22 protein-coding genes are annotated in these 26,747 nt (G+C 73.0%); 7 read left to right on the top strand and 15 right to left on the bottom strand.

Going from position 1 to position 26,747, the window contains the following annotated elements; genetic code table 11:
* Window positions 1-18: 18 nt before the first annotated feature.
* From QBL21_RS20315 to QBL21_RS20300, 4 genes are all read right to left on the bottom strand, one after another.
* A complete protein-coding gene (locus tag QBL21_RS20315) occupies window positions 19-2,388 on the bottom strand; it encodes an alpha-L-fucosidase (RefSeq protein WP_407563653.1) in 2,370 nt (789 codons plus the stop codon).
* Window positions 2,389-2,655: 267 nt separating this feature from the next.
* The gene (locus QBL21_RS20310; RefSeq protein WP_407563652.1) at window positions 2,656-4,899 is read right to left on the bottom strand and encodes an MMPL family transporter; all 2,244 of its coding nucleotides are present in this window, start codon (window positions 4,897-4,899) and stop codon (window positions 2,656-2,658) included.
* 108 nt (window positions 4,900-5,007) lie between these two features.
* Complete coding sequence (locus QBL21_RS20305) at window positions 5,008-5,607, bottom strand: TetR/AcrR family transcriptional regulator (RefSeq protein ID WP_407563651.1); 600 nt, start codon at window positions 5,605-5,607, stop codon at window positions 5,008-5,010.
* Window positions 5,608-5,707: 100 nt separating this feature from the next.
* Window positions 5,708-6,685, bottom strand: coding sequence for a DUF3048 domain-containing protein (locus QBL21_RS20300; RefSeq protein ID WP_407563650.1), 978 nt, complete (start codon window positions 6,683-6,685; stop codon window positions 5,708-5,710).
* 274 nt (window positions 6,686-6,959) lie between these two features.
* Here QBL21_RS20300 and QBL21_RS20295 point away from each other — a divergent pair, with 274 nt between their 5' ends.
* Entirely contained in the window at window positions 6,960-7,148 is a 189-nt protein-coding gene (locus QBL21_RS20295) for a hypothetical protein (RefSeq protein WP_407563649.1), read from the top strand.
* Window positions 7,149-7,185: 37 nt separating this feature from the next.
* Here the strand turns inward: QBL21_RS20295 and QBL21_RS20290 are convergent, their stop codons facing one another.
* The 4 genes from QBL21_RS20290 to QBL21_RS20275 all read right to left on the bottom strand — a co-directional run bounded on the left by QBL21_RS20290 (window position 7,186) and on the right by QBL21_RS20275 (window position 10,696).
* Window positions 7,186-8,598: an NAD(P)(+) transhydrogenase (Re/Si-specific) subunit beta gene (locus tag QBL21_RS20290; protein WP_407563648.1), complete on the bottom strand. Its 1,413-nt coding sequence runs from the start codon at window positions 8,596-8,598 to the stop codon at window positions 7,186-7,188.
* Window positions 8,595-8,930, bottom strand: a complete 336-nt coding sequence (locus tag QBL21_RS20285) for an NAD(P) transhydrogenase subunit alpha (RefSeq protein WP_407563647.1) — start codon at window positions 8,928-8,930, stop codon at window positions 8,595-8,597. The genes QBL21_RS20290 and QBL21_RS20285 overlap by 4 nt, the downstream gene beginning before the upstream one ends.
* On the bottom strand, window positions 8,927-10,084 hold the full coding sequence (locus tag QBL21_RS20280; protein WP_407563646.1) for an NAD(P) transhydrogenase subunit alpha: 1,158 nt from the start codon (window positions 10,082-10,084) through the stop codon (window positions 8,927-8,929). The genes QBL21_RS20285 and QBL21_RS20280 overlap by 4 nt, the downstream gene beginning before the upstream one ends.
* 114 nt (window positions 10,085-10,198) lie before the next feature.
* A complete protein-coding gene (locus QBL21_RS20275) occupies window positions 10,199-10,696 on the bottom strand; it encodes a MerR family transcriptional regulator (RefSeq protein WP_407563645.1) in 498 nt (165 codons plus the stop codon).
* A 48-nt stretch (window positions 10,697-10,744) separates the two neighbouring features.
* On the opposite strand from QBL21_RS20275, the gene QBL21_RS20270 reads away from it, so the two are divergent.
* Window positions 10,745-11,704, top strand: a complete 960-nt coding sequence (locus tag QBL21_RS20270) for an NAD(P)/FAD-dependent oxidoreductase (protein WP_407563644.1) — start codon at window positions 10,745-10,747, stop codon at window positions 11,702-11,704.
* Between the two features lie 53 nt (window positions 11,705-11,757).
* Window positions 11,758-12,150 carry a VOC family protein gene (locus QBL21_RS20265; RefSeq protein ID WP_407563643.1) on the top strand — a complete coding sequence of 131 codons (393 nt, stop codon included), beginning with the start codon at window positions 11,758-11,760 and terminating at the stop codon, window positions 12,148-12,150.
* Window positions 12,151-12,210: 60 nt separating this feature from the next.
* Here the strand turns inward: QBL21_RS20265 and QBL21_RS20260 are convergent, their stop codons facing one another.
* Window positions 12,211-12,891 carry a helix-turn-helix domain-containing protein gene (locus QBL21_RS20260; protein WP_407563642.1) on the bottom strand — a complete coding sequence of 227 codons (681 nt, stop codon included), beginning with the start codon at window positions 12,889-12,891 and terminating at the stop codon, window positions 12,211-12,213.
* Between the two features lie 28 nt (window positions 12,892-12,919).
* Between QBL21_RS20260 and QBL21_RS20255 the strand changes: the two genes are divergently transcribed.
* The gene (locus QBL21_RS20255; protein ID WP_407563641.1) at window positions 12,920-13,789 is read left to right on the top strand and encodes an Fpg/Nei family DNA glycosylase; all 870 of its coding nucleotides are present in this window, start codon (window positions 12,920-12,922) and stop codon (window positions 13,787-13,789) included.
* An 18-nt stretch (window positions 13,790-13,807) separates the two neighbouring features.
* Here the strand turns inward: QBL21_RS20255 and QBL21_RS20250 are convergent, their stop codons facing one another.
* Entirely contained in the window at window positions 13,808-14,029 is a 222-nt protein-coding gene (locus tag QBL21_RS20250) for a dodecin (RefSeq protein ID WP_407563640.1), read from the bottom strand.
* A 76-nt stretch (window positions 14,030-14,105) separates the two neighbouring features.
* Window positions 14,106-14,516, bottom strand: coding sequence for a universal stress protein (locus tag QBL21_RS20245; RefSeq protein WP_407566487.1), 411 nt, complete (start codon window positions 14,514-14,516; stop codon window positions 14,106-14,108).
* Window positions 14,517-14,722: 206 nt separating this feature from the next.
* On the opposite strand from QBL21_RS20245, the gene QBL21_RS20240 reads away from it, so the two are divergent.
* Entirely contained in the window at window positions 14,723-16,288 is a 1,566-nt protein-coding gene (locus QBL21_RS20240; protein ID WP_407563639.1) for an MFS transporter, read from the top strand.
* Here the strand turns inward: QBL21_RS20240 and QBL21_RS20235 are convergent.
* Complete coding sequence (locus QBL21_RS20235; RefSeq protein ID WP_407563638.1) at window positions 16,270-16,821, bottom strand: dihydrofolate reductase family protein; 552 nt, start codon at window positions 16,819-16,821, stop codon at window positions 16,270-16,272. The genes QBL21_RS20240 and QBL21_RS20235 overlap by 19 nt on opposite strands.
* A gap of 67 nt (window positions 16,822-16,888) precedes the next feature.
* Window positions 16,889-17,593 (bottom strand): helix-turn-helix domain-containing protein, encoded by a 705-nt coding sequence (locus tag QBL21_RS20230; RefSeq protein ID WP_407563637.1) that lies wholly within the window; start codon window positions 17,591-17,593, stop codon window positions 16,889-16,891.
* A 221-nt stretch (window positions 17,594-17,814) separates the two neighbouring features.
* Here QBL21_RS20230 and QBL21_RS20225 point away from each other — a divergent pair, with 221 nt between their 5' ends.
* Both QBL21_RS20225 and QBL21_RS20220 read left to right on the top strand, forming a co-directional pair.
* Complete coding sequence (locus tag QBL21_RS20225; RefSeq protein ID WP_407563636.1) at window positions 17,815-18,585, top strand: hypothetical protein; 771 nt, start codon at window positions 17,815-17,817, stop codon at window positions 18,583-18,585.
* Window positions 18,586-18,927: 342 nt separating this feature from the next.
* The gene (locus tag QBL21_RS20220; protein ID WP_407563635.1) at window positions 18,928-22,995 is read left to right on the top strand and encodes a discoidin domain-containing protein; all 4,068 of its coding nucleotides are present in this window, start codon (window positions 18,928-18,930) and stop codon (window positions 22,993-22,995) included.
* Window positions 22,996-23,081: 86 nt separating this feature from the next.
* Here the strand turns inward: QBL21_RS20220 and QBL21_RS20215 are convergent, their stop codons facing one another.
* Window positions 23,082-25,397 carry an FdhF/YdeP family oxidoreductase gene (locus QBL21_RS20215; protein ID WP_407563634.1) on the bottom strand — a complete coding sequence of 772 codons (2,316 nt, stop codon included), beginning with the start codon at window positions 25,395-25,397 and terminating at the stop codon, window positions 23,082-23,084.
* A gap of 306 nt (window positions 25,398-25,703) precedes the next feature.
* Window positions 25,704-26,660 carry a pirin family protein gene (locus QBL21_RS20210; RefSeq protein WP_407563633.1) on the bottom strand — a complete coding sequence of 319 codons (957 nt, stop codon included), beginning with the start codon at window positions 26,658-26,660 and terminating at the stop codon, window positions 25,704-25,706.
* Window positions 26,661-26,747 lie beyond the last annotated feature (87 nt).

Below are 26,747 nucleotides of genomic sequence, written 5' to 3'. Positions count from 1 at the left end.
TGGCGCAGAAGGTGCCTTTCAGGAAGACCCGCGGGTGCGCACCTTGAAGACCCAGGTGTGCCGGCCGGCCCTGCGGGCCGCCGCGGGCACCTCGATGACCAGCGCGCCGCCTTCGACGTCCCAGTTCAGCGGGCGGCCGTGGCCGAGCATCGTGATCCGGTCGCCGGCCCGTACGGGCACCGGTGCCTCGACGGTCAGCCGGGCGGAGGGTGCGGCGAGCGAGTGAATGTAGAAGGCGTCGCGGGTCGTGGTGAACCGCAGGTCCTCGCCGAGCTGCGCCATGCGGGACCAGTAGGTGGTGCCGTAGATCGCCTCGCCGTTGACGCGCAGCCACTCGCCGGTCTCCCGCAGCCGCCGCTGCATGACCTCCGGGATGGTGCCGTCGGCGCGCGGGCCGATGTCGAGGAGGAAGTTGCCGTTCTTGCTGACGATGTCGACCAGGCTGTGCACGACCTCCTCGGTCGTCATGTACGCATCGTCGGGCGTCTCGGCGTTGTAGCCGTAGGAGTACGGGTCCAGGCCGCGGCTGGCCTCCCACTTGGCGACCACGGTGTTGTCGTACACCGTGTACTCGGGCGTGGTGAAGTCGTGCGGGCCGATGCCGGAGCGGTTGTTGACCGTCACCTCGATCGGCCGCGGACGGTTCTTGGCGTGGTTGAAGAACTCGGCGAGCACCCGGTGGCTGTCGTTGTCGCCGCCGATGTCGCACCACATGATCTCCGGGCCGTAGTCGTGGATCAGCTCCAGCATCTGGCGCGCCTGGTAGTCGAGGACGTAGTCCTTGCCGGCGGTGTAGCCGGTGTACGGCACGGGCTGGAGCGTGTACGGGTTGCGCGGCGCGTGCCCCATCCACGGGTTGTCCGGGTTGAACCACTCCGGCATCGAGAAGTACAGCCCGCAGTGCAGGTCAGGGGTGTGCCTGCGGGACGCGTCGAACAGCTCGCGGATCAGGTCGCGCCCTGGGCCCATCGCGACGGAGTTGCGGGTGGACAGCTTGGTGTCCCACAGCGCGAAGCCCTCGTGGTGCTTGGACGTCAGCACGTGGTACTGCGCGCCCGCGTCCCGGAACAGCTCGACCCAGGCGCGCGGGTCGAAGCGCTCGGCGCGGAACATCGGTATGAAGTCGTCGTACGCGAAGTCCTCGCCGTACGTCTCCCGGTGGTGCGCGAACGTCGGGTTGTCCGGCTGGTCCATCTGCTGCCAGTACCACTCCGCGTACTGCTTGCCGACCGGCGCCCAGGCGGGCACCGAGTACACGCCCCAGTGGATGAAGATCCCGAACTTGGCGTCGTTGAACCAGTACGGCGCCTGGTGGCTGCCCAGCGAGGCGTCGGTCGGCTCGAAGTCGGGCACGCCCAGGGTCAGCGGACGGGTGACCTCGGCGGCCGTACCGCCTCGCCCGGTGGCGACGACGCGGCCCTCCTGCACGGTGCCCGGCGCGACGCCCGCGCGGTTGCGGATGCCGACCGCGATCCGGGCCTGCTCCCCGGGGCCCAGCCGCGGCACGGAGACGGGCGCCACGGTGCGGGCGCCCTCGGTGTCGACGGCGACGGACAGCCCGTCGCGGGCGGCGATCCACACGGCGCCGGCGTTGATCAGCGTGGCCTCGACGGACTGCGCCCCGGAGTGCTCCAGGGAGGTGGTGGTCGAGCGGACGTTGCGCAGCGCGACGGCGCGTCCCTCGGCGACGGGCTGGAGGGAGAGCGCGAAGACGTGCAGCGATGCCTTGTTCTCCGCGGCCGGGTTGGTGACCGGCAGGGTCAGCGCGACCGCCTCGCGCACCGGGTCCAGGCCGAGTTCCACGACGGCGATGGAGACAGGGTGCGGGTCCTTCGCACCGTCGGGGCCGTAGCGGTAGGGGGCGCCGAGCGAGCCGCCGCCGGAGTACCAGTCGGGGGCGGCGAGGCCCGCGGAGCCGGTGCTGCCGTCGGCGTAGTGCACGGTGGCGGCGCCGGAGGCGGTGCCGTACGAGGAGGAGGCGAGGAACAGCGCGCTCAGGTAGTGGCCCGGGGGCAGTTCGACGCGCTGCCCCATGGCGACGACGTTGTCGGGTTCCCCGGCGCCCGCGCCCGGGAAGTCGAAGGGGAAACCGTCGACTTCGACGGGTCCCGCGGGCAGTTCCTCACCGGGGTAGGTGTAGCCGCTGCCGTCGAAGTCTCCGCCGCGGGCGTCGGCGGTGTCGATGCCGTCGTTGTCGTAGAGGCCGGTCAGCGGTACGGGGACGGGGTCGGGGACCCGGCCCCAGTCGTCGGCGGTCGCGGTGTCGTCCGCCGCCCCGGCCGGGCCCGGTGGCGCGGCGCCGGCGGCGGTGGGCGCGATGCCCAGCGCGGAGCCCGCCGCGGCCCCGACGCCGATCCCGAGTACGTGCCGTCGTGCAAACCCGTTCATCCGAGTCTCCCTCAAGGATCCTTGATCCATCCGATGTCTCTGGGAGTTCAGCCAGAATCAAGCGCTTGCTGGGGGAGGAACGTAGAGATTCATCGGATGAAGGTCAAGGCCCGGCGCAACGGGCGGAAGGACGCGACGGGAGACGGACGGGAGACGGACGGGAGACGGTCGGGGAGGCAAGGGCCGGGGCCCGGCGGCGCGAACGCCACCGGGCCCCGGTCGGTTTGTCCTCCGGTCCCGCGGTGCCGGGCACCGCGGGGACCTTCCTCAGCGCACGCCGGTGGGCTGCGGCTCCCGCTCCTCGCCGGCGGTCGGCGGCGGCACAGGGGTCGCGGCGAGCTGCTTGTACAGCTTCTCGCCCTCGACGTCGACGTTCGGCAGGATCCGGTCCAGCCACTTCGGCAGCCACCAGGCGGCCTTGCCGATCAGGGCGAGCACCGCCGGGACGATGGTCATCCGGACCAGGAAGGCGTCGAAGAGGACCGCCACCGCCAGGCCGAAGCCCATCATCTTGATCATGGAGTCGCCCGCGCCGATGAAGCCGGCGAAGACGCTGATCATGATCACCGCGGCCGCGGTGACCACCCGGGCGCCGTACCGGAACCCGGTGACCACGGCGTCACCGGCCGACTCCCCGTGGACGTACGCCTCGCGCATTCGGCTGACGAGGAAGACCTCGTAGTCCATCGCCAGGCCGAAGACCACGCCGATCAGGAAGATCGGCATCATCGACATGATCGGACCGGTCTCCTCGACCCCCAGCAGCCCGGCCAGCCAGCCCCACTGGAACACCGCGACGACGGCGCCGAGCGCGGCCAGCACGGAGAACAGGAAGCCCAGCGCGGCCTTCAGCGGCACCAGCAGGGACCGGAACACCAGCATCAGCAGGACGAACGCCAGGCCGACCACCAGCGCCAGATACGGCACCAGCGCGTCGTCGAGCACCTGCGAGAAGTCGATGTTCACGGCGGTGCTGCCGGTGAGATAGACCTCCGCACCGGTGTCGTCCTGGAGCCCCGACGCCAGGTCCCGGATCTCGTGGACCACCTTCTCGGTGTCACTGTCGCTCGGACCGGTGGACGGCGTGACCATCACGGTCGCGGTGTCCCCGGCCTCGTTGAACGACGCGGGGGTGACGGAGACGACGCCGTCCACGTCGGATATCTGCGCGACGGCCTCGTCGGCCGCCTGCTGCGGGTTCTCCGCCTCACTGGCGTCGATGACGCCGGTGACCGGGCCGTTGAAGCCCGGGCCGAACGCCTCGGACAGCATGTCGTACGCCTTGCGCTGCGTGGTGTCCGTCGGGCTGCTGCCCTCGTCCGGCAGCCCCAGCTCCATGCTCGCCACCGGCGCGGCCAGGGCGCCGAGCCCGATGATGGCGGCGCTCAGCACCAGGACCGGGCGCTTCAGCACCGCACGGGCCCAGCGGGTGCCCATGTTCGGCTTGGCGTCGTGGTCGGACGCCTTCGGGGCGCCGGTCTCCGGGTTGGCCTTGCGCACCTTCTTGCCGTAGATCCGCTTGCCCACGATGCCCAGCGCGGCCGGGACCAGCGTGAGGGCGATGAGCACCGCGAGCGCGACCGTGCCGGCCGCGGCCAGGCCCATCTTCGTCAGGATCGGGATGTTGACGACCGCCAGGCCCGCCAGCGCGATGATCACGGTGAGGCCGGCGAAGACCACCGCGGAACCGGCGGTGCCCACGGCGCGGCCCGCCGCCTCCTCGCGGGAATGGCCGTCTGTCAGCTCCGCCCGGTAGCGGGAGGCGATGAACAGCGCGTAGTCGATGCCGACCGCGAGGCCGATCATCATCGCCAGCGTGGAGGTGGTGGCGGACAGGTCGAGGACGGTCGCCAGCGCCGTGATCGAGGAGATGCCGATACCGACGCCTATGAGCGCGGTGATGATCGGCAGCCCGGCCGCGACCATCGATCCGAAGGTGATCACGAGCACGATCAGCGCGATGCCGACACCGATGATCTCGCCGTGGCCCATGTCGGGCTCGACCATCAGCGCGTCACCGCCGGCCTGGATGTTCAGGCCGTCCTCGCGCTCCTTGTCCACCACGTCGTTGATGGCGTCGCGGGTCTCGTCCTCGATCTCCATCGACGTGACCTTGTAGTCGACGACCGCGTAGGCCGTCGAGCCGTCCTCGCTCACGCCCGCGTTGTCCGCGAACGGGTCGCTGACGGCCTCCACCTGGTTGCCGGCGACGCCGTCGAGCACGCCGTCGACGGCCTCGCGGTTGTCGCTTGCGGTGATCTTCTGGCCGTCGGGTGCCTCGAAGACGATACGGGCGGTCGCGCCGTCGGCGGACTGCCCCGGGAAGCGTTCCTCAAGAAGGTCGAATGCCTGCTGTGCCTCGGTGCCGGGCAGGGCGAAGTCGTCCTCGGGCGCGGTGCCCGCGGTCGACGCCCCGACCCCGGCAAGGATGAAGAGCAGCAGCCATATCAGCGCCGTGAGGCCGCGTCGCCGGAAGGCTAGCCGGCCTAGTTTGTACAGGTAGGTGGCCACGGGCAGGTTTCTCCTGATCTCGACGGTGGGTTGTGTTGGACCAGCCCGACGACGAGAGCGGCGTGCGCCAGGTGGAGCTGTGTTCGGTTGTGGTAGCGGAACGACAGGTCAGTTCATGTGCAGCGCGGGGAGGATCACTGCGTCGACGTAGCGGATGAGGTAGTCGTTGCTGACCGGTGCGTTGTCTATGAGCGGTCTCACCAGCACGGCGCCCAGCATCATGTGCGGGACGAACTCCGCGGCGGGGACTCCCGCGGCCAGCTCGCCGCGCCCTACGGCGCGGTCGATCAGGTCGTGGAAGGCCGCAAGTTCCGGCTCGACCATCAGCTGCCACATTGCCTGTTGCAGCTCCTCGTTGGTTTGCTGCGCGAACGCGACGGCGCGAAGGAGAGCTGAGTCCTTCTCCGCGCTTTGGCATACGCACGCGGCGAACTGCACGAGATCCCCGCGCAGCGTGCCGGTGTCGATCCCGGCCGTCCTCACCGGCTTGCTGTGCCGGAGCGCCGTGGCGACCAAGTGCGGCTTGGAGTGCCACTGGCGGTAGAGGGTGGCCTTGCTCGACCGCGTACGAGCCGCGACCGCGTCCATGGTGAGGGCCTCGTAGCCGACTTCGCGCAGATGGTCGAGCACGGCTTCGAACAGCTCGTGCTCGCGTTCGGCGCTCAGCCGGCTGCGGCGCCCGGTGGTACTGGTGTCCTGCACGACCATCGGGCCCCCTCCCCCGTCAGCGGAACGAAACGGTTTCGTACACTGAAAAAATGATAGCCGCTGTCAGAAGTTGTTCGCGCCAATAGGGGTGTGGTTTGCGTCACTCGGTGAAGACGACCCAGACCGGGCCGCGCGCGAAGCGCATCCGCTCGCCGTCCGCGTCGGTGAACTCCGTGCCGTCCCCGGCCGATCCGCGCTCCCACCTCGCCGGATACGACCGGCCGCCGCGCAGCACCTCCGCCTTGCCCTCGCCGACGGTCTCGGTGAAGGGGGAGACGTTGCCGGAGCGGTCGCCGAAGTCGGAGTCGCGGATCTCCACGTGCTGGACGACGACGGTCGCCGCCGACAGCCGCCCGCCCGAAGCGGTGGCCGCCGGGCTGCCGTCGAAGGAGATCCGCCACCGCTTGGCGTCCGCGTCCCAGGTGAAGCCGAAGCTCGCGGCGGGGTAGCGCACGGTGCGCTCGGAGGTGGCCTTGCCGCCCTTCGGCGCCTTGCCGAAGCGGAAGCCGATGTCCCGTGCGGGGTCCGCGTCGGGCGCCGCGGCCAGCGCCTGCTCCGGCCGTACGAACAGGTTGTGCGGCGCGGGCTTCGCGGAGCCGCGCAGGTACGCGTCCCCCGCCTTGCCGGGCGGCACGGGGTGCAGGGGCGCGTCGTCGATGGCCGGGAGCAGCTTGGACTGCGCCCCGGAGAAGGCGAGGGCGGGCTTGCCGAACTGCTCCAGCAGTTCGAGGTCGGACTCGCGGGCGCTGCGCACCGGGCCGACCTCCTTCGGCCGGTGCGCGGAGTACACCGCGAGCAGCCGGCTGAGCCCGGCTTCCACCCGTTCGACGTAGACGATGTCCGCGCGCTCCAGGCCCGTCTGCGGGCGGGCGGGCGCGGCGTTGTCGATCTTCACGCCGAGCACCGGCCTGTTGCGTCCCTCCAGTCCGGTGAACGGGGAGCCGCCCTCCGCCCCCTTCTCGGGTTTCTGCATGTCGTCAGGGGTGCACCCGCCCGCGAGCAGGAGGGGCAGCAGGAGGAGCGCGGCCGGCAGGACCGCCGTCGTACGCGGGAGGCGGGATATACGGCTGGCGCCCATGGCGTCCCTTCCGCAGTGAAGTGACTGCTACCTGGTGCTATGGCCTGATTCTAGAATCGATGTGCGCGACCGGATAACGGCGGGCGCCGGCGGCTTCGAGTCGTTACCCTGTGGAAACGGACAACCCCGCCCCCGGGGAAGGGCCGACACCCTCGGACCGTCCGCCGGCGCCACCGCGTCCGAACTGCCCACCCGAACAGCCCGGGGTGTCCGCCGCAGGGCACCCGCCGCCCAGGCAGGGCTGACCAGTTCACACGACCCGGAGGAGTGCACGGTGACCACAGAGGCCGCACCGGAACGGCACACACAGCCCGCCCCGCAGACACACCCGGGAGCGGGCGTGAGCCAGGAGCCCCTGAGCAGCCTGGACGTGTGGGCGCGCTCGGCCCCCATCCGGCTCGCCGGATACGAGGACGACCCGGCCGACACCGCCGAGCTGCACATCCTGCGCGGCATCGACTGATCCGGCCGGGCCCCCGGCGCCCACCCTCCCGGCGCTGCTAGCCGACGAACGTACGGACCGCCGTCTTCAGGTCGGCGAGCCCCTTCTTGGCGTCGGTGAAGAACATCCCGGTGTTCTCCGCGGTGTACAGCTCGTTGTCGATGCCCGCGTACCCGTGGCCCATCGACCGCTTGATCACCACCACGTTCTTGGCCCGGTCCACGTCCAGGATCGGCATGCCCGAGATCGCGTTGCCCGGCCGCCGCGCGGCCGGGTTGGTGACGTCGTTGGCGCCGATCACCAGCGCCACGTCCGCCTGCGCGAACTCGGGGTTCGCCTCCTCCATCTCCTTGAGCTTCGGATACGGCACGTTGGCCTCGGCCAGCAGCACGTTCATGTGCCCCGGCATCCGGCCGGCCACCGGGTGGATCGCGTACGTGACGTCCACGCCGTGCTCCTCCAGCAGGTCCGCCAGCTCGCCCAGCTCGTGCTGCGCCTGCGCGGCGGCCAGCCCGTAGCCCGGCACGATGACGACCTTGCCGGCGTACGCGAGCTGGATCGCCACGTCGTCGGCGGAGACCGGGCGCACGCTCACGTCCCCGTCCGTGCCGGTGGCCGCCGCGTCGTCGCCGGTGCCGAAGCCGCCGACGATGATGGCCGGAATGGAACGGTTCATGGCGTCGGCCATCAGCTTGGTGAGGATCGTGCCCGAGGCGCCGACGAGCGCGCCGGCGATGATCAGCGCCGGCTCGTTCAGCACGAAGCCGGCCATGCCGACCGCCGTGCCCGTGAAGGCGTTGAGCAGCGAGATGACCACGGGCATGTCCGCGCCGCCGATCGGCAGCACCATCGTGACGCCGAAGACCAGCCCCGCGAGGGTGAGCAGCGCCAGCGCCGCGACGCTGCCCGGGTCCACCACCAGCCAGACGCCCGAACCGGCGAAGACCAGGGCGAGCGCGGCGTTCAGCGCCTGGCTGCCCGGCAGCACGATCGGCTTGCCGGGGATGAGGCCCTGGAGCTTCCCGGCGGCGATCAGGGAGCCGGAGAAGGTGATGGCGCCGATGAGGATGTCGATGCCGCCCGGCACGGTGGTGCGCGCGCCGAGGTCCTCCGGGTGCGCGTGCTGGAGCACCTCGACGATGGCCAGCAGCGCGGCGGCCCCGCCGCCGACCGCGTTGAAGAGGCTCACGAGCTGCGGCATCGCGGTCATCTCGACGGTACGGGCCAGGTACAGCCCGGCGCCGGAGCCGACGAGGGTCGCGGAGAGCAGCACCAGCCAGCCGGTGGTGGTGATGTCGCCGCGCTCGGCCAGCAGCACCGCGGTCGCCACGATCGCGACGGCCATGGCGCCGGCCGACAGGGTGTTGCCGCGGCGGGCGGTGGCGGGGGAGTTCATCAGCCGCAGGCCCAGCACGAAGCAGGCGGCGGCGGCCAGCAGGACGTACCGTACGGCGGTCTCCAGATCGCTCACTTCGCGGCACCTCCCCGGGCGCCGGCCTCGCCGCGGGCGCCGCCCGGCACGGGGCGGGCGCGGAACATGTGCAGCATCCGGTCCGTGACGACGTACCCGCCGACGACGTTCATCGCGCCGAAGGCGACGGCCACGAAGGCCAGCGCGTACTCCAGCGGCTCCTCGGCCAGGGAGGTCACCAGCATCGCGCCGATCAGCACGATGCCGTGGATGGAGTTGGCGCCGGACATCAGCGGCGTGTGCAGCGTCGCCGGCACCTTGCTGATCACTTCGAAACCGACCAGGACGCTGAGCACGAAGATCGTGACGGCGGTGAGCAGATCGAGGTTCACCGGTTCCCTCCGTTCTGCGGGGCGACCGCGTCGCTGACGACCTCGCCGCCGTGCGCGACGACCACGCCGGCCTGGATCTCGTCGTCGAGGTCGATGTGCACCGCCTCGTCGGCCACCAGGTGCGCCAGCAGCGCGCTGAGGTTGCGGGCGTACGCGGTGGAGGCGGCCGTCGCCATGACCGACGGCAGGTTGCCCGCGCCGATCACGGTCACGCCGCCGGCGAGCACCGCGGTCTTGTCCGGCTCGGACAGCTCCACGTTGCCGCCGAGTTCGCTGGCGGCCATGTCCACCACCACGGAGCCGGGGCGCATCTGCTCCAGCGCCGCGGCGGTGACCATCAGCGGCGGCTTGCGGCCCGGCACCCGGGCGGTGGTGATCACCACGTCGAAGCGGGGCACCGCCGCCTCCAGCGCGGCGAGCTGCGCCCGCCGCTCCTCCTCGGTGAGCACGCGCGCGTAGCCGCCCTCACCGGCGGCCGAGGCCACGCCCTCCAGCTCCAGGAACTTCGCGCCCAGCGACTCGATCTCGCCCTGCGCCGCGGGCCGTACGTCGTACGCGGTGACGACCGCGCCGAGCCGGCGGGCGGTGGCGATGGCCTGGAGCCCGGCGACGCCCGCGCCGAGCACGAGAACGGCGGCGGGCTTCGAGGTGCCCGCCGCCGTCGTGAGCATCGGGAAGTACCGGTCGTAGGAGTCGGCGGCGAGCAGCACCGCCTTGTATCCCGCGACATTGGCCTGGGAGCTGAGCGCGTCCATCGTCTGGGCCCGGCTGAGCGTACGGGGCAGCAGGTCGAGGCTGACGACGGTCACCCCCCGGGCGGCCAGCTCGCCGATCAGGGCGGCCTGGCGGAGCGGGTCGAGCATGCCGATGAGCGTCTGCCCGGAGCGCAGCGCGGCGGCGGTCTCGCGGTCGGGTGGCGCCACGCAGAGTACGACGTCGGCGCGGCGGATCAGTTCGTCTACGCCGACCACCTCGGCCTCGGCGGCCGTGTAGTCGGCGTCGGTGAACCAGGCGCTCGCGCCCGCGCCGGTCTCGACGAGGACGTCGACACCCGACCGGCGCACACGGGTGACGACTTCGGGGGTGAGGGCGACACGGCGCTCGTCGGGCGCGCGCTCCCTCAGAACCCCCGCGGTGACGGCTTGGGCTCCCATGCTTCTCGCTCCCTCTCGGCGGACTGGGCGACCTCAGGGTGCTGCCCGCGGTGTGTGGTGGGGACACCTCGGGCAGCGGGCGGTGCGGTGCGGAGTGGTGCCGGGACGGGAACGCTATCGGATAACCGTCCCGTGCGGACCGCCTCCGACGTGCGGGTCCTGCGGGGCTGGATCGGGGGACGAGCCGGGGCTGACAGGAAGATGCTCCAGGCTCTCCCCATCCGCGAGCCGGCGCACGAGGGTCTGGAAGTTGGGACAGCGGGTGAAGTCGTGCGCCTCGCACTCCAGCGCGTGGTCGATCATCGCCCGTGACCGTTCGATCTCCCGGATCCGTTCCTGGAGCTGCTCCCGGTGCCGCTCCAGCAGCGTGTGCCGGTCGCCGGGGCCCCGCGCGGCGAACAGCTCGCGCAGTTGCTCCAGGCTGAGCCCGCCGCGCTTGCCGCCGACGATCATGGCGACCCGGGAGACGTGGTCCGCGGTGTAGCGCCGGCGGCCGTTCACCCGCTCGGCCGGGGTGAGCAGGCCCATGGCCTCCCAGTGGCGCAGTACGTGGGCGGCGAGTCCGAAGCGTCCGGCCAGCTCGCCGATCGTCATCGATGCGCTTGACTTCATGTTGACATTAACTTGCAGAGTGGGGTCCGGAGTCAAGGGAGGACATCCATGTACGACGTGATCATCGTCGGTGGCGGGCCCGCCGGGCTGGCCGCCGCCCTCACCCTGGGCCGCTCGCGCCGCCGCACCCTCGTGCTCGACGCCGGCGAGGGCCGCAACGCGCCCGCCGCCGCCGTGCACAACTTCCTCACCCGGGACGGCACGCCGCCCGCCGAGCTGCGCCGCGTCGCCCGCGCGCAGCTCGCCGCGTACCCGGAGGTGGAGGTGCGGCAGGCCGCCGTGGCGGACGCGGCGCGTACGGCCGACGGGGCGTTCCGGGTGGCGCGGGCCGACGGCGGGGCCGTCGACGGGCGCCGGCTGCTGCTGGCCACCGGGGTGGTCGACGAACTGCCCGACGTCCCCGGGCTCGCCCCGCTGTGGGGCAGGTCCGCGCTGCACTGCCCGTACTGCCACGGCTTCGAGGTCTCCGGCCGCCGCGTCGCGGTCCTCGGCGCGGGCCCCGGGCACGTACGCCTCGCGCTGCACCTGCTGCACTTCACCGACGACGTGGCCCTGGCCACCGGCGCCGCCCCGCTGCCCGCCGAGCAGCGCGACCTGCTCGGCGCGCACGGCGTCGCGGTGCGCTGCGAGCCCGTCGCCCGGCTGGAGGGCACCGGGGCGCGGCTGGAGCGGATCTGCTTCGAGACGGGCGAGCCGCTGGAGCGGGACGCGGTGTTCGCCGGCGGCCCGCTGCGCGAGCGCTCCGGGCTGCCGGCGAAGCTGGGCTGCGCGCTGCTGCCGGACCGGCTCGTGGAGGTCGACGAGTTCGGGCGTACCAGCGAGGCCGGCGTGTACGCGGCCGGGGACATGGCGCACCGCGCGACCGTCCCGGTGCCGGTGGCCGCCGTCGTCGCCGCGGCCGCCGCGGGAACGGTCGCGGGCGCCGCCCTCGACCAGGACCTGCTGAGCGAGGACTACGGGCTGCCGAACCCGTTCCCGAAGGCCGCCGCACCTGCGCCGGCCGGGTGAGGACGTCCGATTCCTTCAAGACGCGGCGCGCGCCGCTTCCTAGGGTCGGGGGCATGACCGCACGATTCGACGCCATCGGAATGGTGACCGCCGACATGGCCGCCACCCTCGCCTTCTACCGCCTGCTCGGCCTGGACATCCCCGCCGACGCCGACGGGCAGCCGCACGTCGAGGCGGCCCTGCCCGGCGGGCTGCGGCTGATGTGGGACGCGGAGGAGGCGATCAGGTCCTTCGCGCCCGACTTCGAACCGCCGACCGGGGAGGGGCGGATCGGGCTCGCCTTCCGCTGCGACGGGCCGGCCGACGTGGACGCGACGTACGCGATGCTCACCGAGGCGGGGTACAAGGGCGCCATGGCGCCCTGGGACGCGGCGTGGGGCCAGCGCTACGCCCAGGTGCACGATCCGGACGGCAACGGCGTGGACCTCTTCGCCCCGCTCGGCTGACGGCCGCGCGCCGGAAACGGACCCGGAACGGCGCGCCGGACGCCGCGGCCGGGGTGCCGCTCACAGCAGCGCCGACAGCGGCACCCCGGTCAGGGCCCGCATCTCGCGCGCCAGGTGCGCCTGGTCCGCGTACCCCGCCAGCGCCGCCGCCGCGGCCGGCGGCGTGCCCGCCCGGGCCAGCGCCAGCGCGCGGTTCATCCGCAGCACCCGGCCCAGCGTCTTCGGCCCGTAACCGAACACCGCCAGGCTGCGCCGGTGCAACTGCCGCTCGCCGAGCCCCAGCGCCCCCGCGACCGCGGCCACCGGCCGGCCCGCGGCCAGCGCCGCGACGACCGCCGGCACGTACGGCTCCGGCGGCCCGGCGTCCGCCAGGCGCGTCCGCGCCAGCGCCTCCAGCGCCGCGCCCGGGTCCGCCGCCCCCGCGACCTGCTCGGCCGCCAGCCGGGCCCGCCGCTCGCCCCACAGGTCGGCCAGCGGCACCCGCAGGTTGCGCAGCTCGTGCGCGGGCGCGCCCAGCACCGCCGGGCCCTGCCCGGGGGCGAAGCGCAGGCCGGTGTACGTGTCGCCGGCGACGCCGGTGCCGACGTGCGCCCGGGTGTCGGGGCCCGCGACGAGCAGCCCGCCGGGCCCGAGGATCAGGTCGGTGCCGCCGTCCGGCAGCACCCGGTACGGCCCCGGCCGGACGTCCCGGCGGCGCCAGACGACCGCCCCGCCGAGCAGCGCGGGCCTCTCCTCGTACATCGCTCCAGGATGCCGCAGACTGGATGGCATGCCCGAGCTTCCCGAAGTCGAAGCGCTCAGCGGATTCCTGACCGAGCACCTGGTGGGGCGGTACGTCGCGCGTGTGCAGCCGGTCGCGATCAGCGTGCTCAAGACGTACGACCCGCCGCTCACCGCGCTGGAGGGCGCCGAGGTCACCGCGGTCGGGCGGCACGGCAAGTTCCTGGACCTCACGGTCGCCGACGAGCTGCACCTGGTGATCCACCTGGCGCGGGCCGGCTGGCTCCAGTGGAAGGACAGGCTGCCGGCCGCGCCGCCGCGGCCGGGCAAGGGGCCGCTGGCGCTGCGGGTGCGGCTGGCCGAGCCGGAGGGCGCGGGCTTCGACCTCACCGAGGCGGGCACGCAGAAGCGCCTCGCGGTGTACTGCGTACGGGATCCGCGGGACGTGCCCGGCGTCGCCCGGCTGGGGCCCGACCCGCTGGACGAGGCGTTCACGGCGGAGGTCTTCGCCGCGCTGCTGGCCGAGGAGCGGCGGCAGATCAAGGGCATGCTGCGCGACCAGTCGACCATCGCGGGCATCGGCAACGCGTACTCGGACGAGATCCTGCACGTCGCGAGGCTCTCCCCGTACAAGCTCGCCGCGAACCTCACCGACGAGGAGACCGCCGTGCTCTACGCGGCGATCGGCGACACGCTGCGCGGGGCCGTCGAGCGCTCCCGCGGGGTGGCCGCGGGGCGGCTGAAGGCGGAGAAGAAGAGCGGGCTGCGGGTGCACGGGCGGGCGGGGGAGAAGTGCCCGGTCTGCGGCGACACGATCCGCGAGGTCTCGTACCGCGACTCGGCGCTCCAGTACTGCCCCACGTGCCAGACCGGCGGCAAGCCGCTGGCCGACCGGAGGATGTCCCGGCTGCTGAAGTGACCGCGGCCCCGGCGGGCTTCAGGAGCCGTCCGGCTCCTCCAGCCGGAATCCCAGCTTCAGGCCCACCTGCCAGTGCGCGACGACGCCGTCCTCCAGTTGCCCGCGCACCTGCGTGACCTCGAACCAGTCCAGGTTGCGCAGCGTCTGCGCGGCGCGGGCGACGCCGTTGCGGACGGCGGCGTCGACGCCGTCGGGGGAGGAGCCGACGATCTCGGTGATGCGGTACGTGTGTTCGCTCATGAACCCACCGTGCCGCAGTCCCGCCGGGTGCGCTACACGGACGGCCCCTGCGCCCGCCCCGCCGCCGCGCGCCGGGCTACGGCACCACCGTCACCGGCCAGCGGCCCGCCTTGACCAGCCGTACGGCCACCGAGCCGACGAACCGGTGGCCCGCCTGCTCCGACGCGCCGACGATCACCGCGTCCGCCTTCAGGTCCTGCGCCGCCTGCACCAGCCCGGCGAACGCGTCGCCGTGCAGGGTGTGGAACTCCCAGCGGACGTCGAACATCCCGCGCAACTGCTCCGCGGCCTGCCGGATCTCCGCCACCAGCTCCGCCGCCACGTCCGCCGTGGTGTCCGCCACCGGTGCGCCGAGGGCCGCCGCGGCGCCCAGCGTCGGCTGCACGTACACCAGCGCGAGCAGCGAGCCCTGCCGCCGGGCCAGCCCGGCGGCGTAGGCGGCGGCCCGCCAGGAGGTGTCGGAGCCGTCCACGCCCGCGAGGATCACCTTGGGGCCGTCCGTGCCGCGCTCGAAACCGGACGAGCCGCCTCCGGGCTGTTCGCCCGGGCGGTCCCCGGTCCGGTCTTCCGGGCTGTCTTCGAGGTTGCCCCCGGCGCTGCCTTCGCTCACATCCGGGACGCTACCCGACGCGCCGCGCGGCGGTCACCGCCCGGTACGGTGCGCGCGGCCGGGCCGTGCGCTTGACTGCGTGCATGACGGAATCCGACCCGCCCGCCGGCACACCCGCGGGCCTGCGGCTCGCGGAGCCGGCCGGACGCTGGCTGCTGACCGCGGTGGTCATCGGCTCCGGCATCACCTTCCTGGACGCCACCGTCGTCAACGTGGCGCTGCCCGCCATCGGCGACGACCTCGACGCCTCCCTCGGCGGCCTCCAGTGGACCGTCAACGGCTACACCCTCACCCTCGCCGCGCTGATCCTCCTCGGCGGCGCCCTCGGCGACCGCTACGGCCGCCGCCGGCTGTTCGTCGTCGGCACCGTGTGGTTCGCGGTGGCGTCCCTGCTGTGCGCGCTGGCGCCGAACGTCGGCATCCTGATCGCCGCCCGCGCCCTCCAGGGCATCGGCGGCGCGCTGCTGACCCCCGGCTCGCTCGCCCTCATCCAGTCCTCCTTCGCCCCCGCGGACCGGGCCCGCGCGATCGGCGTCTGGTCGGGCCTGGCGGGCATCGCCGGCGCCCTCGGCCCGCTGCTCGGCGGCTGGCTGGTGGAGGTGGCGAGCTGGCGGTGGGTGTTCGCCATCAACGTGCCGCTGGCCGCCGTCGTCGTGGCCGTCGCCGCCCGGCACGTGCCCGAGAGCCGCGACGAGTCGGCCGCCGGCCGCTTCGACTGGACCGGCGCCGCACTCGGCGCGCTGGGCCTGGCGGGCGTGACGTACGCGCTGATCGCCGCGCCGGAGAAGGGCGTGTCCGCGGCGCTGCTGGCCGCGAGCAGCGCGGCCGGCGTGGCGGCGCTGACGGCGTTCGTGGTCGTCCAGCGGCGCAGCCGCCACCCGATGCTGCCCACCAGGATCTTCGGCTCCCGCCAGTTCACCGCCGCGAACCTGGTGACCTTCGTCGTCTACGCCGCCCTCGGCGGGGTGACCTTCTTCCTCGTGCTGGACCTCCAGATCGCCGCCGGCTACTCGCCGCTGGCCGCGGGCTCCGCGCTGCTGCCGGTCACGCTCGTCATGCTGGCGCTCTCCGAGCGGTCGGGGAAGCTGTCCGAGCGCATCGGGCCGCGGATCCCCATGACCGTCGGCCCGGCGGTCTGCGCCGCCGGGCTGCTGCTGATGCTGCGCATCGGCGGCCCGGGTGACGACGTGTCGTACGTACGGGACGTGCTGCCCGGCGTCGTGCTCTTCGGGCTCGGCCTGGCGACGACGGTCGCCCCGCTCACCGCCACCGTCCTCGGCGCGGTCGAGGACCGGCACTCCGGCATCGCCTCCGGCGTCAACAACGCGGTGGCCCGCGCCGCGGGCCTGCTCGCCGTCGCGGCGCTGCCGCTGGCCGCGGGGCTCTCCGGCGACGACTACCGCGACCCCGGCGCGTTCGGCGACGGCTTCCGCGTCGCGCTGCTCGTCTGCGCCGGGCTGCTGGCCGGCGGCGCCGTGCTGTCCTGGCTGACGATCCGCTCGGCCGTCGAGCCCGCGGCGGGGCCGCCGCCCGGGCCGCCGTGCCAGGTGCACTGCGCGGTGGCGGGCCCGCCGCTCCAGGCGCTGGTCGAGGAACCGGCCGCCGACGGCCCCGGGGAGCCGCAACGGCCTCAGTCGGCGGGCCCGTAGACCAGGTGCAGCACGCCGGAGGCGAAGGCGTTCGAGGACAGCAGCTTCAGCGGGATCCTGGAGTCGCCCTCGTCGAAGAGCCGCTCGCCCTTGCGCACCGCGATCGGGTGGACCAGCAGGTGCAGCTCGTCCAGCACGCCGTGCTGGAGCAACTGGCGGATCACGGAGATCGAGCCGCCGATGGACACGTCGCCCCCGGACTCCGCCTTCAGCGCGGTCACGCCGGCGACCAGGTCGCCCGCCAGCTTCTCGGAGTTGCGCCAGGACAGGTCGACCTCGCCACGGGAGACGACGATCTTGCGGGCGTCACCGAGGATCTTGGCGAACCCGGCGTCCTCGTCGTCGGTGCCCTCCCGCTGCGGCCATGCCTCGGCGAAGCCCTCGTAGGTCTTGCGGCCGTAGAGCATGGTGTCGGACATCAGGCCGCCGACCGCCTCGCCCATCTCGTCGTCGAAGTAGGACATGTGCCACTGGTCGGGCGCTTCGACGACGCCGTCGAGGGAGATGAACAGGCTGGCGACGATCTTTCTCACGGTGTGCTCCAGGAGGCGGGAGTCGGTCGGACGTGCACTCCGTCGAGACGTTAGCCGCCGCCGGACGTCAGGTCTTGTACAGAAGCGACAGCGGCCGGGCGGGCCGCGGGTCGTCCCGCAACTGCCCGGCGGTCCGGCCGACGAAGCGGGCGAGGGCGCGGGCCAGATGCGGCTCGTCGTAGTAGCCCAGGCGGTGGACGACGTCGTCGGCGGCGGCGCCCTCGCAGAGCAGCACGGCGGCGCGCCGGGCCCGTTCGATCTGCCGGGCCGCGCCGTGGGTGAACCCGGTCGCGGCCTGGAAGCGCCGCTGCGCGGTGCGCGGGGAGACGTCCGGCGTGCCGCCGCGCATCACCTCGGAGACGAGCGGGTCGCGCACGAGCACCCCGGCGCGCACCAGCCGGTCCGCGAACTCCTCGGCGTCGTCGGGCCCCGGCACCGGCCAGTGGGAGCCCTTCAGCCAGAACGACCTGCGCGTCGCGTCGGGTATGTCCACCCCGCTGTCGACCAGCCGGGCCGACGGCAGATGCGTCATCGTGGTGCCCAGCGCGAAGGTGATGCCGAAGAACGCGGAGTCCTCGGGCACCGGCGCCGTGCTCACCTTCGACTCCGGTCCCGCGATCGCGGCGTGGAACCCGTCGGGCGACTCCCAGAAGACCAGGTCCCAGCCGGTCGTCGCGACCGCCGTCATGAGGTCGACGCCCTCGCTGCGGCTGCGCCAGACGTACGACACGTACGGCGAGTCCGACGCCCGCCCCTCGATCTCCAGACCCATCGCGCCCCCTCGCGACACCGGACGCCCCGCACGGGCGTCGCCTACGGCGTGCAGTCTGGCACGGGCCACCGACAGCGGACCGGCGGCGGCGCCCCGGCGCGGGCGGTCGCGGCCCGGGCGGTGCCCGGGCCGCGGCGAGCGGCGCGTTTATGCCGGCTTTCGGGGCCCGGTGCTTCGATGCAGGCCGCGAACGACCCACCGAGATCCCTGAGGGGGACCCCTTGAGACGTATCGCCACGGCCCTGGCCGCCGTCCTCGCCGCCGCCGCGGCGCTGACCCCGCTTGCCCAGGCCACCCCGTCCGCGGCCCCGCCCGACCCCGCGCCCGGCGGGCCGCAGCGCCCGTACGAACCCGATGTGGAGGGCACCGCCAACGTCGACACCCTGGACGTCACCGCGACCCGCGGGCCGGGGCGGAGCGTGACCGTCGCCTTCGACCGGCGCAGCCGCGCCGCCGAGGGGGCGGTGCCCGCGGGCGCCCGCCGCTTCGTCTTCCTCTTCGACCGCTCCGTCAGCTTCCGCCCGGAGTCCTTCCCGACCTGCGCCCGCGCCGTCGTGGAGGCGGACGGCGTGGCCGCCTGCCCGCCCGGCTCCCTGGTCGGCGAGGGGCTCGGCAACTGGCCGGACGGCTCGGAGCACGAGGTGGCCGTCGTCAACTCGCGCGTCGCCGGCGGCCCCGGGGTGCTGGTGGTCATTCCCGGCCTCGACACGATCCTGGAGCAGACCTTCGAGCGCGTACGGGCCCCGTACCGCGGCGAGTTCCGGTGGGCGGCCGACGAGATCGTGCCGCCCGGCGCGGTGCCGCCGGGACAGCGGGCGGGCACCACGCGCTTCCAGTTGTCGTTCGGCGCGACCCGCGAAGACCGCGGCCGTACCGTCGGCTTCGTCGAGACCACCGCCCGGACCGGCGACGAGCTGCGGTTCGGCCTGTGGAGCGAGTTCGTCACCGGCCAGGTCGTGCTGCCCACCGCGACCGCGCGCGTGCAGCCCTGACCGCGGGCGTACAGCCGGGGACCGCGGTGCCCCCGCCGGGAGTTGCCCGGCGGGGGCACCGCTTGGTTTACGCAAAAAGTCATCCAGAAATGTAAGTTGCTTGCGTCGGTCAGGGCGGAGTCGCCCCCGCCCTCCGGTGGAGTGCAGGTGCGCCGCGGGTCCGTAAGCTGCCAAGTTGCGCAAGCTCAGGGCTCTGCCGTGTTCTGTCATGGGCACGCAAGTCGGCTGGACCTCCGATAACGCGGAAGAAGAGTCGGTGTCTTGGCCGTGGACTTACCATGATCGTTCTGCAATTCTTCGATATCTCAGCGCAATTAGCTAACTCACAGGTTGGACGACCGCATGAGAAAGCACCGCTCGAGACATCGGCCCACCATCGCCGCCGTCGCCACCGGACTGCTGCTGTTCGGCCTGCCCGCGCTGCCCGCGGTCGCGGCAGCCGGCTCCGACGCAGCCGCCGGCCGGCCCGCCGCGGCGAGCAGCGCCGCACCGCGGCATGCCCCGGGGCAGGTCACGGACGGCGACCAGGACACGTACTGGCAGAGCCGGGGCAAGGGCACCCAGTGGGTGCAGACCGACCTCGGCCGGCAGGCGCGCGTCGACGAGGTCGTGCTCAAGCTGCCCGCGGACGCCGCGGCGCGCAAGCAGACCCTCGCCGTGCAGGGCAGCGCCGACGGCACCACCTTCCACACGCTGTCCGCCGAGCACACCCGCGCCTTCCGCCCCGCCGCGGACAACACCGTCACCGTCGGCTTCCCCTCCTCCCTGACCCGCTACGTGCGCGTGCAGTTCGCCGGCACCACCGCACAGAGCCCGGCCCGGCTCGCCGAACTCGTCGTGCACAGCGCCAAGGACTCCGACCGCAACCTCGCCGAGGGCCGCCCGCTCAAGGCCAGCAGCCACATCGGCGAGCAGAGCGCGGGAGAGGCCGGCGACGGCGACCGCGACAGCTTCTGGCAGAGCAGGAAGAGCAAGCGCGACCAGTGGCTGCGCACCGACCTCGGCGCCTCCGTCGGCATCGACCGCGTGGTGCTTGAGCTGCCCGAGGGCGGCGACGCACGCGTGCAGAACCTCAAGCTCCAGGGCAGCACCGACGGCCGGGAGTTCACCGACCTGACCGCCGCCCGCGACGTCGCCTTCGGCGCCTCCGGCGGCCACAGCGCGACCCTGTCGTTCGACACCGCGGTCACCCGCCACGTACGCGTCCTCTTCACCGGCGGCAGCGGCAGCGCCCGGCTGGGGGAGCTGGAGGTCTACGGCCCGGCCGAGGGCGACACCCGGCCGCCCGGCACCCCCCGCGACCTGACCCGCAGCGCGCTGCCCGACGGCCGCGTCCAACTCGACTGGAGGCCCCCGGCCGACGGCTCCGGCGACATCGCCGGCTACGACGTCTACGCCGACGGCCGGCTGCGCACCGGCGTCGCCGCCGACGCGACGTCGTACGTCGACACCCCGACGCCCGGCGAGTCCGTCACGTACCACGTACGTGCCCGGGACGGCGCCGACAACCAGTCGCCCGACAGCAACAGGGTGACCGCCAAGGCCCGCCCGGCCGCGACCACCGCCGCCCAGCCCGCCGCGCCCGGCCCCGGCGCCGCCGCCGCGAAGGCCGCCGCAGCCGACCCCAACCTGGCCGCGGGCAAGCCGATCACCGCCTCCTCCACCGTGCACAACTTCGTGGCCGCCAACGCCAACGACGGCAACCGCGGCACCTACTGGGAAGGCGCCGGGGGCAGCTACCCCAACACCCTGACCGTCCAGCTCGGCCCCAACGCCGACGTCAGCGGCATCGTCGTCCAGCTCAACCCCGACCCCATCTGGGGCCCGCGCACCCAGACCTTCTCGGTCCTCGGCCGGGAGCAGAACACCACCTCCTTCACCACCCTGAAGGCCGGCGCCCAGTACTCCTTCAACCCCGCCACCGGCAACAGCGTCACCGTCCCGGTGAGCGGACGCGTTGCCGACGTGCGGCTGTCGTTCACCGGCAACACCGGCGCACCGGCCGGCCAGGTCGGCGAACTCCAGGTCCTCGGCACCGCCGCGCCCAACCCCGACCTGGAGGTCACCGGCGTCACCCACAGCCCGGCCGACCCCGACGAGACCGAGTCCGTCACGCTCTCGGCGACCGTGCACAACGCCGGGCAGCAGCCCGCGGCGGCCACCTCCGTCGACCTCAGCCTCGGCGGCGAGCCGGCCGGCAGCGCCAACGTCGGCGCGCTGGCCGCGGGCGCCTCGCAGACGGTGACCGCGAACACCGGCGCGCACGACGCCGGCGAGTACGACATCTCCGCCACCGTCGACCCCGACGACAACGTCGTCGAGCAGGACGAGGACAACAACGAGTACACCGCCCCCAACCCGCTCGTCGTCTCGCCCGTGCAGAGCAGCGACCTCGTCGCCGCCTCGGTGAACTGGTCGCCCAGCTCCGCGACCGGCGGGGAGCCCGTCGACTTCTCCGTGGCGCTGAAGAACCAGGGCACCCAGGCTTCGGCGAGCGGCAGCCACGCGATCACGCTCACGCTGCGCAACTCCTCCGGCGGCACGGTCACCACGCTCAACGGCGCGCACAACGGCGCCATCGCGGCCGGCGCCACCACCTCCCCCGTCAACCTGGGCAGGTGGACGGCCGCGAACGGCTCGTACACCGTCGAGGTGAAGATCGCCGCCGACGCCAACGAGGTGCCGGTCAAGCGCGAGAACAACACCAGCACCGAGTCGCTGTTCATCGGGCGCGGCGCGGACATGCCGTACGACATGTACGAGGCCGAGGACGCCACCGTCTCCGCCGGCGCGCAGGTCGTCGGCCCGAACCGCACCATCGGCGACGTGGCGGGCGAGGCGTCCGGCCGGCGCGCGGTGACCCTCGACCAGACCGGCGAGTCCGTCGAGTTCACCACCAGGGCCAGCACGAACACCCTGGTCACCCGGTTCTCCATCCCCGACGCACCGGGCGGCGGCGGCATCGACTCCACCCTGAACGTCTACGTCGACGGCACCTTCCACAAGGCCATCAGCCTCACCTCCAAGTACGCCTGGCTCTACGGTGCCGAGGCCAGCCCCGGCAACGACCCCGGCTCGGGCCCGGCGCGGCACATCTACGACGAAGCGAACCTGATGCTGGACAAGACCGTGCCCGCCGGCAGCAAGATCCGGCTCCAGAAGGACGCGGCCAACTCCTCCCGCTACTCGATCGACTTCGTCAGCCTGGAGCAGGTCGCACCGAAGGCCAACCCGGACCCCGCCTCGTACACCGTGCCGGCCGGGGTCGGCCACCAGGACGTGCAGAACGCCCTGGACCGCGTACGGATGGACACCACCGGCCAGCTCAAGGGCGTCTACCTGCCGCCCGGCAACTACCAGACGTCCAGCAAGTTCCAGGTGTACGGCAAGGCCGTGCAGGTCGTCGGCGCCGGGCCCTGGTACACCCGCTTCTACGCGCCCTCGGGCCAGCAGAACACCGACGTCGGCTTCCGCGCCGAGCAGGCCGCCGCCGGCTCCACCTTCCGCGGCTTCGCCTACTTCGGCAACTACACCAGCCGCATCGACGGACCCGGCAAGGTCTTCGACTTCCAGAACGTCGCAGACATCACGATCGACGACATCTGGAACGAGCACATGGTGTGCCTCTACTGGGGCGCGAACACCGACGACATCACCATCGAGAACTCCCGCATCCGCAACTCCTTCGCGGACGCCATCAACATGACCAACGGCAGCACCGGCGCCCACGTGGTCAACAACGAGTCGCGCGCCACCGGCGACGACAGCTTCGCGCTCTTCTCCGCGATCGACGCGGGCGGCGCGGACATGCACAGCAACGTCTACGAGAACCTGACCTCGCTGCTCACCTGGCGGGCCGCGGGCATCGCCGTCTACGGCGGCTACAACAACACCTTCCGCAACATCCGCATCGCCGACACCCTCGTCTACTCCGGAGTCACCGTCAGCTCGCTGGACTTCGGCTACCCGATGAACGGCTTCGGCACCCAGCCCACCACCCTGGAGAACATCACCATCGAACGCTGCGGCGGACACTTCTGGGGCGCGCAGACCTTCCCGGGCATCTGGCTCTTCTCCGCCTCGAAGATCTTCCAGGGCATCCGCATCAACAACGTCGACATCATCGACCCGACGTACTCCGGGATCATGTTCCAGACCAACTACGTAGGAGGCCAGCCGCAGTTCCCGATCAAGGACACGATCCTCACCGACATCACCATCACCGGCGCCCGCAAGAGCGGTGACGCCTACGACGCCAAGTCCGGCTTCGGCCTGTGGGCGAACGAGATGCCCGAGGCCGGCCAGGGCCCGGCGGTCGGCTCGGTCACGTTCCGCAACCTGACCATGAGGAACAACGCGCAGGACATCAAGAACACCACCTCCACCTTCACCATCGACATCCAGGACTGACCCAGGACCCCTCTCGGACAGGCGCCCCGGCCGGAGTTCGACGCCCGGCCGGGGCGCCGTCGTCCGCCCGGACGACGGCGGGCCGGCTAGCCGGCCGAGGGGGCGATCGTGACGGGGACGTGCTTCATGATCGGCTGGTTGCTCTGGCTGCTCTGGTCGCCGATCGCGCAGAGCACGTTCATCTCCGGCATGTAGCCGGCGGCGCAGCCGCGGGGGATGTCGTACGGCACGGCGAGGTAGCCGCGCAACTGCCGCGTGCTGCCGTCCCGGGCCGTGCTGGTGATGTCGACCGGGCCGAGGTCGCCGATGCCTCGCTCGCGCATGTCGGCGCGGTTCATGAAGACCAGCGTGCGCAGGTTCTCGATGCCGCGGTAGCGGTCGTCGGCCGAGTAGACGGTGGTGTTCCACTGGTCGTGCGAGCGCAGCGTGCCCAGCACCAGCGTCCCGGCCGCCGGCACGACGTCCGGCAGCGGCGCGGCGGAGAACTCCGCGCGGCCGGACGGGGTGAGGAAGACCAGCTCGCGGGCGGGCTGCCTGATGCGGAAGCCGAGCGGCAGGCGCACGCGCCGGTTGAAGTCCTCGAAGCCGGTCAGGACCCGGCCCATCGTGTCGCGGATGCGGTCGTAGTCCTCCGCGTACCACTCCCACGGCGTCTCGCTGTCCGGCAGCGCGGCGCGGGCCAGGCCCGCGATGATCGCCGGCTCGGAGAGCAGGTGCGGGGACGCGGGGCGCTTCATGCCGACCGACAGGTGGACCATGCTCATGGAGTCCTCGACGGACGTGGACTGGAGCCCGCCGCGCTGCCGGTCCTGCTCGGTGCGGCCGAGGCACGGCAGGATCAGCGCCCGCCTGCCGTGCACCAGGTGGCTGCGGTTCAGCTTCGTGCTGACGTGCACGGTCAGCTCGCAGGCGCGCAGCGCCTCGCACGTGTACGCGGTGTCCGGCGCCGCCCGGGCGAAGTTGCCCCCCATGCCGACGAACACCCGCACGTCGCCGCGGTGCATCGCCTCGACGGTGGCGACGGTGTCCAGGCCCGGCTCCCGGGGCGGGTCGATGCCGCAGGCGCCGGCGAGCCGGTCCAGGAACCCGGCGTCCGGGCGGTGGTCGATGCCGCAGGTGCGGTTGCCCTGGACGTTGCTGTGGCCGCGGATCGGGGACGGGCCCGCGCCCTCCCGGCCCACGTTGCCGCGGAGCAGCAGCAGGTTGACGATCTCGCGTACGGTGTCGACGCCGTGCTCGTGCTGCGTGAGGCCCAGGCACCAGCAGAAGATGCTGCGGTCCGCCTCGCCGTAGATGCGCGCCGCCCGCCGGATGTCCGCGCGGCCGACGCCCGACTGGTGCTCGATCTCCGCCCACGGCGTGGCCTCGCACACCGCGCGGTACTCCGCGAAGCCCGCCGTGTGCCGGTCGACGAACTCCCGGTCCAGCGCCCGCGGATCGTTCGCCGAGCGCTCCAGGACCGCCTTGGCCATGCCGCGCAGCAGCGCCATGTCGCCGCCGATGCGCACCCGGAGGTTCAGGTCGCCGGTGCGGGTGGCCTTGAACAGCGCCATGTCGGTGAAGTCGTGGGGCACGATGGTGCGCGTGGCGGCGGCCTCGACCAGCGGGTTGACGTGCACGATCCGCGCCCCGCGGCGGTGCGCCGCGGCGAGCGGGGTGAGCATCCGGGGCGCGTTGGAGGCGGCGTTGACGCCGAGGACGAAGAGCGCGTCGGCGACCTCCCAGTCCTTGAGGTCGACGGTCCCCTTGCCGGTGCCCAGGGACGCGGTCAGCGCCCGGCCGCTCGCCTCGTGGCACATGTTGGAGCAGTCGGGCAGGTTGTTGGTGCCCAGCTCCCTGGCCATGAGCTGGTAGAGGAACGAAGCCTCGTTGCCGAGCCGGCCGGAGGTGTAGAACGCGGCCCTGCCGGGGTCGTCCAGCTCCCGCAGGGCGCGGCCGACCGTCTCGAACGCGTCGTTCCAGCCGACCGGCACGTAGTGGTCGGTGTCCGGGTCGTACGCCATCGGTTCCGTGAGCCGCCCCTGGTCCTCCAGGGCGTGGTCGGTCCACTCGGACAGCTCGGTCACCGAGTGCGCGGAGAAGAACTCCCGGCCCACCCGCTTGGGGGTCATCTCCCACGTGACGTGCTTGATCCCGTTCTCGCAGATGTCCAGGTGCAGGCCCTTGAGGTCGTCCGGCCAGGCGCACCCGGGGCAGTCGAAGCCGCCGTCCTCGTGGTTCATCCGCTTCACGGCACGCGCGCCCTCCACCACGGAGTGCTGCCGCAGCAGCACCTCGGCGACGCTGCGCGCGGCGCCCCAGCCCGCGGCCGGATGGCGGTACGGCCGGGACCTCGGCTCGCCGTCGGGTACGGGGCCGACGGGGGCCCCGGGGTTGCTCTCCGCGTCGTCGTGGGCGCTCACGGGCTGTCGGTCCTCCGCAGGGCGGGCAGAAGGTTCCGGGAAAGGGCTCTTCTGCACATTAGGTCCCTTGATCCGGGTTCGCCATGCGGCCGGTGCCCGTGTCCGCCCGTGTCGGGGCCGCCTCGTGCCTGAACAGGCAATGCCGCAGGTGGCCGGATTGCGTCCCGGCGCGCGCGGGTGGCTTCGCAAGAGCGCTACTGACGCGTAGTCTTCTGTTCGGGCCCCGTTGTTCCCCCGGCAGCGGGGCCCATAACGTGGCCCGCCGCCGGCGCCGGGAGGCGCGGCGGCGGGTGAACGACCCGGATCTCAGCGCGGATTCAGCGGCGTCGGCGGCAGCGGGGGCGCCTCCAGCCGGGGGCCCGCGTAGCCGTGGACCTCGCCGAAGCGGGTGCCGCTCGCCCAGTCCCGACGGGCCCGGTCGATCTCGTCGTGGTGGCGGCCGACGAAGTTCCACCACATCACGATCCGCTCCGCGAACGGCTCCCCGCCCAGCAGCATCAGCGAGCTGTCCACGTCCGCGCGCAGCGGCAGCTCCGTACGGCCGCAGCCCAGGTAGACCATCGACTCCGGCGCCAGCCGCAGCCCGTCGACCTCCGCCTCGCCGGACATCGTCAGCACCGCGTACTCGAAGTCCGGCTCCACCGGCAGCCGCGCCTCCGTGCCCGCCGCCAGGGTGACGTCCGCGCCGACGATCGGCGTGTACGTCGTCCCCGGCGACGCCGCTCCGGCCAGCTCGCCGAGCACCACCGTCGCCGACAGGCCCCGGCCGCCGGCCACCCGCGGCAGCACGGCGTGGTGCTCGAAGGCGGGCGCGGTGTCGCGGTGGGCGTCGGGGAGCGCGACCCACAGTTGCGCGCCGTGCAGCAGCCGCGGGTGGTCGCGCGGCGACTCCTCCGAGTGGGAGACGGCCCGGCCCGCCGTCATCAGCCCCAGCTCCCGCGGCCGGACCGTCGCCAGGCTGCCGAGGCTGTCGCGGTGCAGCACCTCCCCGTCGTGCAGCCAGCTCACCGTCTGGAGCCCGGTGTGCGGGTGCGGCGGCACCTGCATCCCCGGCTCGCCGGCGATGTCGTCGGGACCGTAGTGGTCCACGAAGCACCAGGCGCCGACCATTCGCCGGCCCAGGTTCGGCAGCAGCCGCCGGACGACCGTGCTCTCGCCCAGCGGCATGTGCCGCGCCTCCAGCACCTCGCGCACCGGCTCCGCCGTCACATCCGCCCGCCCGCCGCACGCGGCGACCGGGGGCCTCACGTCGAGATTGCTCATGGGGCCACGCTACGCGCGGGCGGCCGGCATCCGTGCGACGAGGCCGCCCGCCCGCGCGGCACGTACACCGCCCGCGCCGCCCGTACG

Source organism: Streptomyces sp. 184, from assembly GCF_045781775.1.
In the GTDB taxonomy this organism is placed as follows: domain Bacteria; phylum Actinomycetota; class Actinomycetes; order Streptomycetales; family Streptomycetaceae; genus Streptomyces.
This window is presented reverse-complemented; position numbering and strand designations above follow the sequence as displayed.

What these genes read in the sequence shown, in the direction of transcription:
- QBL21_RS20315 (WP_407563653.1), bottom strand. Translation starts at nt 2,388, where the DNA reads ATGAACGGGTTTGCACGACGGCACGTACTCGGGATCGGCGTCGGGGCC.
- QBL21_RS20305 (WP_407563651.1), bottom strand. Translation starts at nt 5,607, where the DNA reads ATGGTCGTGCAGGACACCAGTACCACCGGGCGCCGCAGCCGGCTGAGC.
- QBL21_RS20300 (WP_407563650.1), bottom strand. Translation starts at nt 6,685, where the DNA reads ATGGGCGCCAGCCGTATATCCCGCCTCCCGCGTACGACGGCGGTCCTG.
- QBL21_RS20280 (WP_407563646.1), bottom strand. Translation starts at nt 10,084, where the DNA reads ATGGGAGCCCAAGCCGTCACCGCGGGGGTTCTGAGGGAGCGCGCGCCC.
- QBL21_RS20275 (WP_407563645.1), bottom strand. Translation starts at nt 10,696, where the DNA reads ATGAAGTCAAGCGCATCGATGACGATCGGCGAGCTGGCCGGACGCTTC.
- QBL21_RS20270 (WP_407563644.1), top strand. Translation starts at nt 10,745, where the DNA reads ATGTACGACGTGATCATCGTCGGTGGCGGGCCCGCCGGGCTGGCCGCC.
- QBL21_RS20265 (WP_407563643.1), top strand. Translation starts at nt 11,758, where the DNA reads ATGACCGCACGATTCGACGCCATCGGAATGGTGACCGCCGACATGGCC.
- QBL21_RS20260 (WP_407563642.1), bottom strand. Translation starts at nt 12,891, where the DNA reads ATGTACGAGGAGAGGCCCGCGCTGCTCGGCGGGGCGGTCGTCTGGCGC.
- QBL21_RS20255 (WP_407563641.1), top strand. Translation starts at nt 12,920, where the DNA reads ATGCCCGAGCTTCCCGAAGTCGAAGCGCTCAGCGGATTCCTGACCGAG.
- QBL21_RS20250 (WP_407563640.1), bottom strand. Translation starts at nt 14,029, where the DNA reads ATGAGCGAACACACGTACCGCATCACCGAGATCGTCGGCTCCTCCCCC.
- QBL21_RS20240 (WP_407563639.1), top strand. Translation starts at nt 14,723, where the DNA reads ATGACGGAATCCGACCCGCCCGCCGGCACACCCGCGGGCCTGCGGCTC.
- QBL21_RS20230 (WP_407563637.1), bottom strand. Translation starts at nt 17,593, where the DNA reads ATGGGTCTGGAGATCGAGGGGCGGGCGTCGGACTCGCCGTACGTGTCG.
- QBL21_RS20220 (WP_407563635.1), top strand. Translation starts at nt 18,928, where the DNA reads ATGAGAAAGCACCGCTCGAGACATCGGCCCACCATCGCCGCCGTCGCC.
- QBL21_RS20210 (WP_407563633.1), bottom strand. Translation starts at nt 26,660, where the DNA reads ATGAGCAATCTCGACGTGAGGCCCCCGGTCGCCGCGTGCGGCGGGCGG.